Genomic DNA, 14,454 nt, shown 5'->3' with positions numbered 1-14,454 from the left:
GAATTTGACGGTGATCTGACCGCTTATGCCGACTGGTTACGTCAGGCCCGCATTGAGATGATCAAAAACGGGCAGAAGCCAGCCGAGCCGGTGAAATCTCAGGTCGAAGTCAAAGCAACCATTTCCAAACTGGACAAAGAAGCACAGCGTAAGGAAGCGGCACGCCAACGAGAACTGAGCCGCCCGATTCGTAAAAATATCGAAAAATGTGAAACACAGATTTCAAAGGTTACGCCGCGACTGGCTGAAATTGAAACTTTACTGGGTGACAGTGCTTTATATGAAGCCTCACGTAAAAATGATTTGCTCAAACTGATGAATGAGCAAACCGAGCTGAAAGCCAAACTGGAAACAGCCGAGGAACAGATGCTGGAACTGATGATGGAACTGGAAAGTCTGGAGCAGTCCTTCTAACGCTATTTCAACACCCCCCATTATCTGAGAGATGAGTAACAAGCGTTATTCATCTCTTTTTTTTATTAAAACCACCCATTTTTAATATTTTCCTCCTGCTTTTCATCTTCGTGTAGTTCCTCGCTATTCTTGAGTGCTGCATCTCTTCTTCAAACCTCGACACATTTTGTCGTGAATTACGCAAGTGCCATATAAGTTTATTTTTTAAACAGTGGAGTGGCTTTTTTCATACATTAATTTACAGCGTCAGCTTGCATCCTAAGGCTCTAATACAAGTGTTTTTTAATTTTTGGCAGCCTTGATTCGAGTCTGTTTAATGTTGAACTAGAGAGAGGAAATCCGCATGCGTGCTCTTACTTATCACGGTACTCGCGATGTACGAGTTGAATCTGTTCCTGATCCAGTCATTCAGGAAGCAGATGATGTCATTCTCAGAGTAACGGCTACTGCTATCTGTGGCTCAGACCTGCATCTTTATCGTGGGAAAATTCCCGCAACTGAACAGGGTGATATTTTCGGTCATGAATTTATGGGGGTGGTCGAAGAAGTCGGTCCTGAAGTCACTTCAGTAAAAAAAGGCGATCGGGTGATTATTCCCTTTGTGATTGCATGTGGCCACTGTTTTTTCTGTGAACACGAGCTGATGGCTGCCTGTGAAAATACCAATAGCGGACGTGGTGCGATTATCAATAAAAAACAGATTCCACCAGGTGCCGCCCTATTTGGTTATAGCCATCTGTATGGCGGTGTACCAGGCGGTCAGGCCGAATATGTGCGGATTCCCAAAGGCAATGTCGGACCGTTTAAGGTTCCCGGTTCCCTGCCTGATGAAAAAGTATTGTTTCTGACCGATATTTTACCCACAGCCTGGCAAGCTGTGACCAATGCCCAGATTGGCCGAGGTTCCAGTGTCGCCATTTATGGAGCTGGGCCGGTCGGTCTACTGGCTGCGGCCTGCGCACGTATGCTCGGTGCCGAACAGATCTTTATGGTCGATCACCATCCTTATCGCTTGCGTTTTGCTCATCAAACTTATGGGGCGATTCCGGTCAATTTTGATGACGTGGATGCAGCCGAATTCATCATTCAAAATACGGCAGGTTATCGTGGTGTCGATGCGGTGATTGATGCGGTGGGTTTTGAGGCCAAAGGGAGTATGCTGGAAACGGTAATGACCAATCTAAAACTGGAAGGTTCGAGTGGTTCTGCGCTAAGACAATGTATTGCGGCGGTGCGCCGTGGCGGTGTGGTCAGTGTGCCGGGGGTTTATGCCGGTCCAATTCACGGTTTCCTGTTTGGTGATGCCTTCGACAAAGGTCTGACCTTTAAAATGGGACAAACCCATGTGCACAAGTTCCTGCCACAATTACTGGAACATATTGAAAATGGTGATCTTTCGCCAGACCTGATTATTACCCATCGCATGAAACTGGAAGATGCTGCTGAAGGTTATCGCATTTTCGATAAACGTGAAGAAGACTGCCGCAAGATTATCCTGACACCCTAAATAGCTTGGATAGCAAAAAGCGCCGTCAGGCGCTTTTTTTTACCGCATTTGATGAATTGTATTTTTTCTATTTTCAATCCACAAAACTTTGATGTCCTTTTCTGTTTTTTCTAAACATCCTGCATAGCATGATTGTCACAATGAGATTTAGCACTCAGCCAGAAAATACAAACCTCAAGAAGGAATAAAAACAATAACACGATGATTTTAAATTAAAAAATGAAAATTCACTTGATTGTTAAATTAATTATGTAGTTTAACTACACCCTCTATTTTTCAATCAAAATATGTTTCACGCTCATTATTAAATAAAACTACAATAGATATATAAGTAATTAATTTTAAAAGTATTTGTAGTTTTCGATAAAAATAGCTGCTCAAGCATGCTGACGAGTAGCTATTGATTTTGCAGGGTTATATAACAGAGGAAATATAACTCTAAATAGCACTTTAAATTCAAAACGCCATTTTAAATTCAAAAGCACTTATCCACAAGCCAAATATTTTTAAATTTAAAACTAGAAATTAACTAGAGAGGGAGTTGGTTTGTGGATAAATACAATCTTATTCACATAATTAATTAGGGATAACTTTGTAGTTATCCACATATTTGATCATATTTAGAGCAGACCTTAAAATAATCCTATTCACATATTATTTGAGATACGGCAGTATATTTTAATAAGCCATTCAAATAATAGAATTTAAAAAAACCAGCTTTATCATTTTGTATTTATTATTTTCCAGCTCTATCGCTCTCCACTCTTCAATTCGGCCTTCGCTACGGGTATTTTTCATACACCAACTTTGGCTTCAATGGCTTCTACACGCTATTTTGCAGCACATGTACAATTGATCCTAGTATCGGTAGTTATCCTTTAAACCCTGCTAAAATCTTCATATTTATAGTGGCACAATTACTTCCCCACCATGATAAATTGCATTCATCCAGATCTCATACTTGTCTTTATATTGCTTACTTATGGATAATTTTTTTAGGTCGATTAGCCACCGCTTAATTCGACTTTTTTTTGCAGCTAAAATCAGCTGATCATTTGGCAGAAAAGCACGCTCTAGGTTGGAATTCCTCCAAAAAAATTCAGATGATATTCGCATAAATTTTGCATCAAAAAAGCGCCTCGAAAGGCGCTTTTTAAAATCATCTTAATCAGGTATCAATGTCTGCATTCAAGGCATTTTCTTCAATGAAGGCACGACGTGGTTCCACATCATCGCCCATCAGACAAGAGAACATGCGGTCTGCTTCAATCGCATCGGTGACTGTCACTTGCAGCATGTTACGGTTATCCGGATCCATGGTGGTTTCCCACAACTGTTCCGCATTCATCTCACCCAGACCTTTATAACGCTGGATCATCATGCCGCGACGCGAGTCAGACAGAATATGCTGCCAAACCTGATGAAAATTGTTCACGTTAATCTTACGATCACCTTTTTGCAAATAAGCACCTTCTTCAAGCAGACTGAACCAGCTCTTCGAATTCTTTAATAAACGTGCATATTCACTTGAACCTAAAAGCACAGAGTCTAATAGATAACTATGTGGCAGGTTATGCACATAGATGGTGATTCTTGGTAACCAGCTTTGAGTTTTCTGACCATCTGCCAGTTCTTTCTCAAAAGATTCCAGCGTTAATTCTGGACGTAGCGTCGGCTGAATGGCTTCAATCGCTGCACGCAGATTTTCACCCCAAGTTTCGACATAACTTTTATCTTCAAGCTGATCGAGTTTAAAGGCGTCCAGCGACAGCAAAGCATCGAGCAAGCTCGCCGGATAACGCTGGGTTAAACGGGCCAAGCTCTTCTGTGAGGTTTGATAATCAGCAATCACCCTTGCCAGTGCTTCACCACGAATCGCAGGTGCTTCAGCACTGATATGTAGTTCTAGCTCGTCAATGGCATTGGAAATCAGGTAAGTTTCCAGTGCATCGTTATCTTTGATGTACTGTTCCTGCTTGCCTTTTTTCAGCTTGTAGAGTGGTGGCTGGGCGATATAGATATGACCACGCTCGACCAGTTCCGGCATTTGACGGAAGAAGAAAGTCAACAGCAGCGTACGAATGTGCGAACCATCGACGTCAGCATCGGTCATGATAATGATTTTATGGTAACGCAATTTGTCCGGGTTATATTCTTCACGACCAATACCACAGCCAAGTGCAGTAATCAGTGTGCCGACTTCCGCAGAGGAAATCATCCGGTCGAAACGCGCACGCTCTACGTTCAGAATCTTACCTTTCAGCGGTAAAATCGCCTGCATTTTACGGTTACGGCCTTGCTTAGCTGAACCACCTGCAGAATCACCCTCGACCAGATACAATTCAGACAAGGCTGGATCTTTTTCCTGACAATCGGCCAGCTTACCTGGAAGACCGGCAATATCCAGCGCGCTCTTACGACGGGTCATTTCACGGGCTTTACGCGCTGCATCACGGGCACGCGCGGCATCAATAATTTTGCCGGCAATCGATTTCGCTGCTTGTGGATTTTCTAAAAGATATTCAGAAAATGCCTTGTTCATGGCCTGCTCAACCGCAGTTTTTACTTCACTCGACACCAGTTTTTCTTTGGTCTGCGAAGAGAATTTTGGATCAGGCACTTTCACCGAGACGATCGCGGTTAAACCTTCACGGGCATCATCCCCCGAGACTGCAACTTTTTCCTTTTTCAGGATATTTTCGCTGTCCATATAGTTATTTAAACCACGGGTCAGTGCAGCACGGAAACCGGCCAAATGTGTACCACCATCCTTTTGCGGGATGTTATTGGTAAAGCAGCGTACGTTTTCCTGATAAGAATCATTCCACTGTAATGCCACTTCTACCGTAATGCCGGTATCGAGCTGTGCAGTAGTGAAATGGAAAATATCGTTCAGATGCGTTTTGCCTTCGTTAATGTATTTAACGAACTCAGATAAACCACCTTCATAGTCATAGATATTTTCAAGGTTGACGCGCTCATCGCGAAGTACAATGCGTACACCTGCGTTCAGAAACGATAGTTCACGCAAACGACGCGCCAGAATATCAACATTGAATATGGTTTGGCTAAAAGTTTCAGCACTTGGGTAAAAACGTACAGTGGTACCTGACGTTTCGGTTGTCCCTGTTTCACGTAATTTATAAACAGGATCACCATGACAGTATTCCTGTTCATAGGTTTTACCTGCACGACTGATGTTCAACAGTAGTTTTTCAGAGAGTGCGTTGACCACAGACACACCTACGCCATGCAGACCGCCTGAGACCTTGTAACTGTTGTCATCAAACTTACCGCCGGCATGCAGAATGGTCAAAATCACCTCTGCCGCAGACACGCCTTCTTCAGGGTGAATATCGGTTGGAATACCACGACCGTTGTCAGAAACTGAAACCGATTCATCTTCATGAATAGTCACTATAATTTCATCACAGTGGCCTGCCAAGGCTTCATCAATCGAGTTATCGACTACTTCGAACACCATGTGGTGCAAGCCTGTGCCATCGTCTGTGTCACCAATGTACATGCCCGGACGCTTACGTACTGCGTCTAAACCACGTAATACCTTGATGCTAGAGGAATCATAAGCCTTTTCAATGGTTTGTTCTGTTTGAGAAGCAGCTTGATCTTCTGAACTCATGGTTTCTCCCTAGTGAAAAATAGGTCTATCCCAAGATGGGTAAAACTAAAAAAATACTATTGCACAACAACCTGAACTGTACCGTTTTCAACATTGAATAACTGATATGAGATAGACAAATCATGTAAGTGCTTTTGTACTGATTCATGGTCTAAGGTGGTAATAAAAACTTGACTACCAAGTTGGCTCAATCGCTCAATTAAACGTTGTTGTGCGGTTAAATCTAATTCTGCTGTCACATCATCTAATAATACCACAGTTTCCTTATTACAAGAATGCAGCATTGCGATTTGTGACAGTTTTAACGCCATCATCAGCAGCTTTTTTTGCCCGCGTGACAGGATCACATCGGCATCCCCCAGAGGGGTTTTCAGACGCAAATCTGCGCGATGTGGACCGTATTCTGTATAACGTCTTTCCAGATCTTTTGCATGCTGATTGGTCAGATCATTCAGCAGGCCGGTTTCACTATGAAAACCCGGACTGTATTCCAGACTGATCTGCAGATCAGGCAATAGCTGCTGCAGATCATCTTCAAAAAAGGACTTCCACTGTTCCACGATACTCGCACGCTGCGAATGTAAAATCTCGCCATATTCGCTCAGCATCTGGTTCCAAGGCTCCAGATCGGACAGACTCAAGAAACGTTTGCTTTTGAGCAAACTATTGCGCTGCTTCAAGGCACGCGAATAATATTGCCAGGCATGATAAAACTCAGGTTCCACGTGGAACATCAACCAGTCTAAAAGTTGACGTCGTGGCTTGGCACCATGATCAATAATATCGGTGCTTTGTGGGTCAATCAGCTGCAAAGGCAATAGCTTGGCGAGTTGGCCCTGCGTTGCCACTAGATCACCATTGACCTTAATCAGCTGTTCCCCGCTGGCCATTTTTTGCATGCCGATTTTTTCGGTCGCGGACTGTGCAAACACAATCGCGTCCTGTGCGCCATGCTGAATATAATTTTTCGGGATATGGGTACGGAAAGAACGACCGGCAGCCAGCAAATGAATCGCCTCTAAAATCGAGGTTTTACCTGAACCATTTTGGCCATAAAAAACATTAAACGGCTGCAATCCGTGGAGAGCAACCGTCTTTAAATTCCGTACACGCTCAATATGTAAACGCGTAATATGCATGTCTTATACGAGTATCAATAGCCGCGACTTAAACACGCATCGGCATGACGACATAAGTTTGATCGGTATGTGCCGGGTCTTGTACTAACACAGACTGATTGGCTTCAGTCATGGTCATGGAGACATCATCACCATCCAGCACACCCAGCACCTCAATCAAGTACTGCGCATTAAATGACATCTCCAGCGGTGAGTCGGCATATTGAATGGCTAAGTCTTCAATCGCTTCATCCTGTTCCGGGTTATTGGCGCGAAGTTGCAGGGAATCGGCATTAAAATTCAGGAACACGCCACGGAGTTTTTCATTACTTAAAATCGCGACACGCTGCAAAGACTGCTTGAACACATCATGCGCAATCATCACAATTTTGTCGCCACCACGTGGAATCACACGACGATAATCCGGGAATTTACCATCAATCAGTTTGGTGGTGAAACGCACGGTAATATCGGCCTGTTCCTTATCACGGCTTGGCATATTGATGGTCACATTCAGCAGTTCACGACCAATCAGCAAAGATAACTGCTCATCTTCAACACTGAGCAGACGCTGTAATTCCGCAACAGCTTTACGTGGCACAATCGCTTGAATCGGCTGGGTCGCAGTAGATTGAGCCGCAGTTTCACAAAGCGCCAGACGGTGGCCATCGGTGGTCACAGCACGTAGCTGATTGGCATCAATTTCCAGCAAAGTACCGGTCAGGTAAAAACGCACATCCTGCACCGCCATCGCAAAGGCAGTTTTCTCGAATAAACGCTTCAGCTCACGCTGGGTAACAGTTACTTGCGTACCTTGGGTGTTTTCAGTATTCAGTAATGGATAATCATCAGCAGGCAAGGTACCCAGCACAAAACGGCTGTTACCTGATTTGAGAATGCAGCGCTGATCTTCAGTAATATGCAAATCCACCAATGCCGCTGAAGGAAGTGACTTACAGATATCAATCAGCTTACGCGCCGGAACTGTGGTTTCCCCGGCCTGCAAACATGCACCTTCAGCCAGTGCGGTACTGGCCACCAGTTCAACCTCAAGGTCGGAACCGGTCACCGTTAATGCCTGGGCAGTCACCTGAATTTTCAGGTTAGATAAAATATTTAAGGTATGGCGACGTTCAACCGCTCCTACGACATGTGAGAGAACATTCAGTAAGCTTTCTTTCGCGATTTTTAAACGCACGGTGCATTCCTCTAAAGCTGAAGATTAATATAGAAAAAGTGAATTTTTAACGGTTTACTATGCGGCAAAAGCAGCCGCATAGCAAGAATAGAATTTGAGCGATTTAGGTCAACTTTGCAACAGACGTTGCAGGTTTTTATAGTCTTCGTTAAAGATTGGATCTTCCTCACGCAGGCTCTGCACTTTCTCGCAGGCATGCATCACGGTACTGTGATCACGACCACCAAAAGCCATGCCAATTTCTGGAAAACTGTCGCCAGTCAGTTCACGTGCCAGACCCATCGCCAGCTGACGTGGACGGGCATAAATTCGGGTGCGTTTCGGTCCGACAATCTCTTTTAAGGGAATACGGAAATATTCACTGACCACACGCTGAATATTTTCAGTACTGATGGTGCGGGCACGAATCGCCAGCACATCTTTTAAGGATTCACGCACCACATCCAGATCAATCGGTGTGCCTTTAAAACGTGAAATCGCCACCACTTTGTTTAGCGCACCTTCCAGTTCACGCACGTTAGCCACCACCTGCTGCGCAATAAACAGGGCACAGTTACGCGGTAAATCCACCTGATTGCTTTCGGCTTTTCTTAATAAAATTTCAATCCGGGTTTCAATATCCGGTGGTTCAACCCCAACCGACAAGCCCCAGGAAAACCGTGAAACTAAACGTGGATCCAGTTCAGTCAGTTCTTTTGGATAGCGGTCCGAGGTCAGAATAATCTGCTTAGATTCATCTAAAAGTGCGTTAAAGGTGTAGAAAAATTCTACCAGGCTGGCTTCTTTACCGGCCAGTAAATGGATGTCATCGACCAGTAACAAATCCAGAGAACGGCAATTTTTCTTAAATTCTTCCACTTTGCCTTGCTGCAAAGAACTAACAAAATCTTGTACAAAGCTTTCCGCGGTCATGTACATCACCCGTGCATTCGGCTTGGCCTGCAACAGTGCATTGCCCACGGCCTGCATCAAGTGAGTTTTACCCAGACCGGTCGGCCCATATAAAAATAAGGGATTATGCTGTGAAGCACCGAGTTGGGTCAGTACCTTGCGACAGGTTTCTGCTGCCATCTGGTTAGAACGGCCTTCGACAAACAGCGAGAAAGTAAATAACGGATTGAGCTGACGTCTACGGCTATTTTTAACCGTATCTTCTTTTTCTTTTTTCGGTTTTTGTACCGGCATTGGGGTTGAAGTCAACGCCGCGGTGGTGGTCGCTGGCTGTTCACTGGCCGATAAAATCGCACCAGGACGTGAATCGACCAAAATTTCGACCTTGCGTACCCGTCCTTCAGACAGCTGTTCGGCCAGAATCGTAATCAGTTCCAGATGATGCTCTTGAATGTAACGCGTCCAGTAAGGATTGGGTGCATACAAACGCAAGCTATCTTCCAGCTCTTCTGCAACCAATGGGCGAATCCACATTGTAAAGACATTTCCAGAGAGCTCTTGTCGCAGGCGATTTAAGCAGTCCGTCCAAAGCATGTGAATCCCCTATTCATTCCATTGTTCATTCAAAAAGATGACCGCGACCAAAAGCGGGTCGCCATTCTAACCAAGTTATCCACATCTGTCATGATCATTTCTACAGAAACTGTGCAAAAAGCCATCATCGTGCATAAATTTAAATTTAAAACCTGGTGTGGATAAGTTTATCCGCAAGCTGTGGATAAAATATAACACAAAGTTATCCACAAAGTATAAAATTATTAGAAACAGTTTTATCCACAACATAAATATATGTTTAGTTAAATAAAAAGTGGCTTATCCATAGAAAAAGTGCTCCCTAATAATAATAAACTTAAATTTATAAATTTGAATTTATTTAATAAGCTTTGAGTTTTCTGTGGATAAATCGAGAGATTACGAATTTAAATTCAAAAACAGAATCTTGCTTTTCAACACTGGATAGATTGTGGATAACTTTGTTGATAGAGTTGTTTATAAGTTATATATCTATGTATAACAATAATTTAATCTGTGGTTAAGTATAATTTAGTCATTTCACCAACAGTTTTTTTGAAAACTCGTATAAAAATCTTTTTTAAGCTTATTTGAAAAGAAAAGTGCTTTTGCATTGACAGCTCAAGCAATGAGCACTAAAATCGCGGACCTTCATAGAAAGATCATTTTTTGGAGTTTCAATATGAAACGTACATTCCAACCATCTGAATTAAAGCGTAAGCGTGTTCATGGTTTCCGTGCTCGTATGGCTACTAAAGCTGGTCGTCAAGTATTAGCTCGCCGTCGTGCAAAAGGTCGTCATAGCTTAACTGTTTAATCAGTTACGCTAAGACGATTTTGGGTGTTATGACAAAACTTTATAGTTTTGGTACAGAGTTGCGATTACGCTGTGCCGCCGATTATAAAGGTGTGTTTGATGGTGCGCTTTTTAAAGTGCATCAGCCCCATTTCTTATTTCTTGCAAAACATTCCGAACTGCCAAATAGCCGTTTGGGTTTAGTTGTTGCTAAGAAGAAAGTGCGCCGAGCACACGAACGAAATAGAGTAAAACGACTTGCTCGCGAAAGTTTTCGCCTGCATCAACAGCAATTAGATGACTTAGACATTGTAATCATGCCAAAAATAGGTGTGGAAGCAGTGCCTAATGCAGAATTGCATCAGCAATTACAATTTGCTTGGCAAAAACTGAACCGTCTTGCCAAAAAGCATACAAAAATAGCCCCCTCCCCACAAAAGTAGAGTAGGCCAATGGTACGTTTACTACATTGGTTGATACGTTTCTATCAGATTGCGATCAGTCCTTTATTGGGACCGCGCTGTCGTTATATTCCAACTTGTTCTCAATATTCCTTGGAAGCAGTCCAGATACATGGGACTGGACGTGGAGTGTGGCTGGCTACTAAGCGTATTTGCCGTTGTCATCCGTGGGGGGGCTCGGGATATGATCCTGTTCCCTCTAAAGCGATTCGTTTTATTTCATTTCAGCAAATAGATTCTCAAACGCTTCACGTTGCTGTACCCTTTCGTGATCGTTTATTGAACCAAAATCACTCTCACCACTTGGGGTAATACATATGCAACAATGGGCCAGGATTGCAATTCTCGGAGCCATGTTTGTTGTCGCATATTTGCTCATTTTGGCGTGGCAAAAAGATTATGGAAATGCTGAAACCAAACCGCAGCCAGAAACTGCTGTTGTTTCGCATGACGTATCTGCAGATTTGCCAAATGCTCAGACGGCTACTGTTGCCTCTGATCTGCCACAAGCGAATATGCCAGCGCAGCAAGCCACGGATGCCACAGCACCTGTAAGTCAGCAGCTTATTTCAGTACAAACTGACCTTTATCATCTTTGGATCAATCCGAAAGGTGGTGATATTGTTCGTGTTGAATTACTCAATCATGACAAAAACAAGGACAGCGATGAACCGTTCGTGATGCTGGAAAGCGATGCGAAACGTACTTATGTCGCTCAGTCTGGTCTGATCGGTCTAAATGGACCGGACAGCAGCCGTAACGGCCGTCCGACGTATGAGCTGGAAAAAACCGCTTATACCTTGGCAGACGCGAAAGCAACCAAATCTAAAGAGGGTGAAAACCTTAAAGTCTTGTCTGTACCGTTGGTATTTAAAACCGCGGATGGTGTCGAGATTATCAAAACCTTCAATTTCACTGAAGGTGAATATCCGGTTGTTGTGAACCACAAAGTGGTGAACCGCAGTGCTCAGACCTGGCAAGGTCAGATGTTTGGCCAGATCAAACGTGATAATTCAGAAGATCCGGGTAAATCAGACCAGGGTATTTTCACGTTAGGGACTTTCCTGGGCGGTGCCTGGGGTACGCCAGACGAGCAGTACAACAAGCTTAAATTTGACAACTTTGTTGAAGAAAAAGTCAGTACTGAAGCGACAGGTGGCTGGGTTGCCATGGTACAGCACTACTTTGTCAGTGCTTGGGTACCTGGTAATCTGAAGTTGACTCAGGGTAATGGTGAAGCGTATAGCGCCAAGCTTGAATCACGTAAATCAACCGATAACATGAACATTATTGGTTTTACTTCTCCAACCTTTAATGTGCCTGCAGGTACTGTGGCCGAGATTGATGCGACCTTCTATTCAGGTCCAAAAATCCAGTCAGAATTGAAGGATTTGGCCACAGGTTTAAACCAAACAGTCGATTATGGCTGGTTATGGCCAATTGCGAAGCTCTTGTTCGTGGGTCTGGAATTCTTCCATGGTTTAGTGGGTAACTGGGGCTGGGCAATTATTCTATTGACCATTCTGGTGAAACTGATTCTGTGGCCATTGTCGTCGAAGAGCTACCGCTCAATGGCGAAAATGCGTGTGATTGCTCCAGAAATGCAGCGTATGAAAGAAGAGTTTGGTGAAGACCGTATGCGCTTCTCTCAGGAAATGATGGCACTGTATAAACGTGAACAGGTCAATCCGCTTGCAGGCTGTTTACCGCTGTTATTACAAATGCCAATCTTCCTGGCTTTGTACTGGGTATTGATGGAATCGGTTGAACTGCGTCATGCGCCATGGATGCTCTGGATTCAGGATTTATCCTCAATGGATCCATGGTTTATCCTGCCATTGTTAATGGGTCTGACGATGTATATTCAACAGTCCTTAAATCCTCAACCCACTGATCCAATGCAAGCCAAAGTCTTCAAGATTATGCCGGTGATTTTTACCGTATTCTTGCTGTTCTTCCCTGCGGGCTTGGTTCTATACTGGATTGTGAACAACTTGATCACCATCCTGCAACAAGGTTTGATTAACAAGTCTGTTGCTAAAGAACGTGCCAAACGTGATGAAGCAACGCCAGTCAACTAAGTTGTAATGACGGGCTGAATAAATCCGCTTAAGATGATACTCTTAGGCGGATTTTTTTTGGCTGAACTTTTGGATTTTTTAGGTGAATTTTATGCTCAACCGAACCACAACTATTGCTGCGATTGCAACGCCACCAGGACGTGGCGGCGTTGGGGTGATTCGCCTATCGGGTCCAAAATCCTATGAAATTGCCGAAGCACTCACAAAACAACCCCTTGCCGGTGCACGCTATGCTGCCTTTCGTAAGTTTTACGATACTGCTGGTGAAATTATGGATGAAGGCTTAGCCATTTGCTTCCCGAATCCGCATTCTTTTACCGGCGAGGATGTGGTGGAGTTACAAGGTCATGGCGGTCCTGTGATTCAAAATGCCTTGCTTGCACGTTTGCTGGAACTGGGTGCGATTGCTGCCAAAGCCGGTGAGTTTTCCATGCGTGCCTTTGAAAATGGCAAGATGGACTTGGTACAGGCTGAAGCCATTGCTGACCTGATTGATGCCACCTCACAAGCAGCTGCGCGTTCTGCGGTTCGTTCTCTGCAAGGTGCATTTTCGACCAAAGTCAATACGGTGCTTGAGCAGCTGGTACATTTACGTTTGCACGTGGAAGCCGCAATTGATTTTCCAGAAGAGGAAATTGACTTTCTGGCTGATGGCAAGATTCTGAATCTGCTCGATGGTGTGGCGACTGCGGTCACGCAAGTTCAGCAATCAGCACGTCAAGGTCAGTTACTGCGTGAAGGTTTGCAAGTGGTGATTGCCGGTAAACCGAATGCCGGTAAATCTTCATTACTGAATGCGCTGGCCGGGATTGAACGTGCGATTGTGACGGATATTGCGGGTACTACGCGTGATGTGCTGCATGAAAAAATCACCTTAAATGGCTTGCCAATTACCCTGACGGATACCGCAGGCTTGCGTGAGACTGGGGATATTGTCGAAAAAGAAGGGATTCGCCGTGCAATCAAGGAAATCGAACAGGCCGATTTGTTACTGCTGGTCTATGACCTAAGTCAAGGTGAAGATCCACTGCAACTGGCCCAAGAATATTTTGCTGAACATATTGAAGCAAAACGCCTGATGCTGATTGGGAATAAGTGTGATCTGACTGGTGCTGAAGCTGCAATTGCTGATTTGAATGGTTTCCGGCATATCGCAGTCTCTGCCAAGCAGGAAACTGGTGTGCAAGCGCTCATAGAGGCGATTACAGCGCATGCAGGCTTCCAGCCTGAAGAAGATACCTTTATTGCGCGTACCCGTCATTTAGACGCAATGAAGCGCACTCAACTCTATTTGGCTGAAGCACGTGAACAATTGGTGGTGTACAACGCCGGTGAACTGGTGGCGGAGTCCTTACGTCTAGCCCAGAATGCACTGGGGGAAATTACCGGTGACTTTAGTGCCGATGATCTGCTTGGAAAAATTTTCGGTTCGTTTTGTATTGGAAAGTAAGCAAAAAATTATACATAAATAGCTCTCATCAGAGGAATGCCAGTCAATTAAGAAATTGACTAGTATTTTCTTTTTTAAATTCATGATCATATTTGACAAGTAGAAAAGTCATCCGCAACTGTTTGAGGCAGGACTAGATTTAAAAAATGATTGTTTCTGCGACAAATTTACTAGTCGATGGTGGCTGACGAGTTTTGCGGTGAGGAGTGTTGCTCCGCAAGATGCCTTCCTTGCGAAGCCTCGCTTCTCATTTGGGCGAAACCAAAGTAACAAATTATTTTCAAGTATTTGATTTATAAGATGAAGACTCCGTCATGAACGACTA

At 44.1% G+C, this 14,454-nt stretch carries 10 protein-coding genes and 1 pseudogene; 7 read left to right on the top strand and 4 right to left on the bottom strand.

The window, feature by feature from the left end:
• Both FTU40_RS13705 and FTU40_RS13700 read left to right on the top strand, forming a co-directional pair.
• A pseudogene (locus FTU40_RS13705) lies at positions 1 to 414 on the top strand (ABC transporter ATP-binding protein); the annotation flags it as partial.
• A gap of 343 nt (positions 415 to 757) precedes the next feature.
• Positions 758 to 1,921 (top strand): zinc-dependent alcohol dehydrogenase, encoded by a 1,164-nt coding sequence (locus FTU40_RS13700; protein WP_005173519.1) that lies wholly within the window; start codon positions 758 to 760, stop codon positions 1,919 to 1,921.
• A gap of 1,168 nt (positions 1,922 to 3,089) precedes the next feature.
• Here FTU40_RS13700 and gyrB read toward each other — a convergent pair.
• The 4 genes from gyrB to dnaA form a co-directional block, all read right to left on the bottom strand.
• The gene (gyrB, locus tag FTU40_RS13695; RefSeq protein WP_180041221.1) at positions 3,090 to 5,561 is read right to left on the bottom strand and encodes a DNA topoisomerase (ATP-hydrolyzing) subunit B; all 2,472 of its coding nucleotides are present in this window, start codon (positions 5,559 to 5,561) and stop codon (positions 3,090 to 3,092) included.
• 56 nt (positions 5,562 to 5,617) lie between these two features.
• Complete coding sequence (recF, locus tag FTU40_RS13690; RefSeq protein WP_180041219.1) at positions 5,618 to 6,700, bottom strand: DNA replication/repair protein RecF; 1,083 nt, start codon at positions 6,698 to 6,700, stop codon at positions 5,618 to 5,620.
• 28 nt (positions 6,701 to 6,728) lie between these two features.
• Positions 6,729 to 7,877, bottom strand: coding sequence for a DNA polymerase III subunit beta (dnaN, locus tag FTU40_RS13685; RefSeq protein ID WP_005173508.1), 1,149 nt, complete (start codon positions 7,875 to 7,877; stop codon positions 6,729 to 6,731).
• Between the two features lie 108 nt (positions 7,878 to 7,985).
• The gene (dnaA, locus tag FTU40_RS13680) at positions 7,986 to 9,362 is read right to left on the bottom strand and encodes a chromosomal replication initiator protein DnaA (RefSeq protein WP_074383792.1); all 1,377 of its coding nucleotides are present in this window, start codon (positions 9,360 to 9,362) and stop codon (positions 7,986 to 7,988) included.
• A gap of 661 nt (positions 9,363 to 10,023) precedes the next feature.
• Between dnaA and rpmH the strand changes: the two genes are divergently transcribed.
• The 5 genes from rpmH to mnmE all read left to right on the top strand — a co-directional run bounded on the left by rpmH (position 10,024) and on the right by mnmE (position 14,129).
• The gene (rpmH, locus tag FTU40_RS13675; protein ID WP_000831329.1) at positions 10,024 to 10,158 is read left to right on the top strand and encodes a 50S ribosomal protein L34; all 135 of its coding nucleotides are present in this window, start codon (positions 10,024 to 10,026) and stop codon (positions 10,156 to 10,158) included.
• 29 nt (positions 10,159 to 10,187) lie between these two features.
• Positions 10,188 to 10,580 carry a ribonuclease P protein component gene (gene rnpA / locus FTU40_RS13670; protein WP_100355778.1) on the top strand — a complete coding sequence of 131 codons (393 nt, stop codon included), beginning with the start codon at positions 10,188 to 10,190 and terminating at the stop codon, positions 10,578 to 10,580.
• Positions 10,581 to 10,589: 9 nt separating this feature from the next.
• Complete coding sequence (gene yidD, locus FTU40_RS13665) at positions 10,590 to 10,910, top strand: membrane protein insertion efficiency factor YidD (protein ID WP_180001639.1); 321 nt, start codon at positions 10,590 to 10,592, stop codon at positions 10,908 to 10,910.
• 5 nt (positions 10,911 to 10,915) lie between these two features.
• Positions 10,916 to 12,679 (top strand): membrane protein insertase YidC, encoded by a 1,764-nt coding sequence (gene yidC / locus FTU40_RS13660; RefSeq protein ID WP_005173495.1) that lies wholly within the window; start codon positions 10,916 to 10,918, stop codon positions 12,677 to 12,679.
• Positions 12,680 to 12,770: 91 nt separating this feature from the next.
• Positions 12,771 to 14,129 carry a tRNA uridine-5-carboxymethylaminomethyl(34) synthesis GTPase MnmE gene (gene mnmE / locus FTU40_RS13655; protein WP_159516723.1) on the top strand — a complete coding sequence of 453 codons (1,359 nt, stop codon included), beginning with the start codon at positions 12,771 to 12,773 and terminating at the stop codon, positions 14,127 to 14,129.
• Positions 14,130 to 14,454: the final 325 nt, after the last annotated feature.

It is taken from the genome of Acinetobacter sp. YH12100, from assembly GCF_013419135.1.
In the GTDB taxonomy this organism is placed as follows: domain Bacteria; phylum Pseudomonadota; class Gammaproteobacteria; order Pseudomonadales; family Moraxellaceae; genus Acinetobacter; species Acinetobacter pseudolwoffii.
Note: the sequence above shows the minus strand (reverse complement) of the source record. Positions and strands in the feature narration are given on the sequence as shown.

What these genes read in the sequence shown, in the direction of transcription:
- FTU40_RS13700 (WP_005173519.1), top strand. Translation starts at nt 758, where the DNA reads ATGCGTGCTCTTACTTATCACGGTACTCGCGATGTACGAGTTGAATCT.
- yidC (WP_005173495.1), top strand. Translation starts at nt 10,916, where the DNA reads ATGCAACAATGGGCCAGGATTGCAATTCTCGGAGCCATGTTTGTTGTC.
- gyrB (WP_180041221.1), bottom strand. Translation starts at nt 5,561, where the DNA reads ATGAGTTCAGAAGATCAAGCTGCTTCTCAAACAGAACAAACCATTGAA.
- dnaA (WP_074383792.1), bottom strand. Translation starts at nt 9,362, where the DNA reads ATGCTTTGGACGGACTGCTTAAATCGCCTGCGACAAGAGCTCTCTGGA.
- recF (WP_180041219.1), bottom strand. Translation starts at nt 6,700, where the DNA reads ATGCATATTACGCGTTTACATATTGAGCGTGTACGGAATTTAAAGACG.
- rpmH (WP_000831329.1), top strand. Translation starts at nt 10,024, where the DNA reads ATGAAACGTACATTCCAACCATCTGAATTAAAGCGTAAGCGTGTTCAT.
- rnpA (WP_100355778.1), top strand. Translation starts at nt 10,188, where the DNA reads ATGACAAAACTTTATAGTTTTGGTACAGAGTTGCGATTACGCTGTGCC.
- yidD (WP_180001639.1), top strand. Translation starts at nt 10,590, where the DNA reads ATGGTACGTTTACTACATTGGTTGATACGTTTCTATCAGATTGCGATC.
- mnmE (WP_159516723.1), top strand. Translation starts at nt 12,771, where the DNA reads ATGCTCAACCGAACCACAACTATTGCTGCGATTGCAACGCCACCAGGA.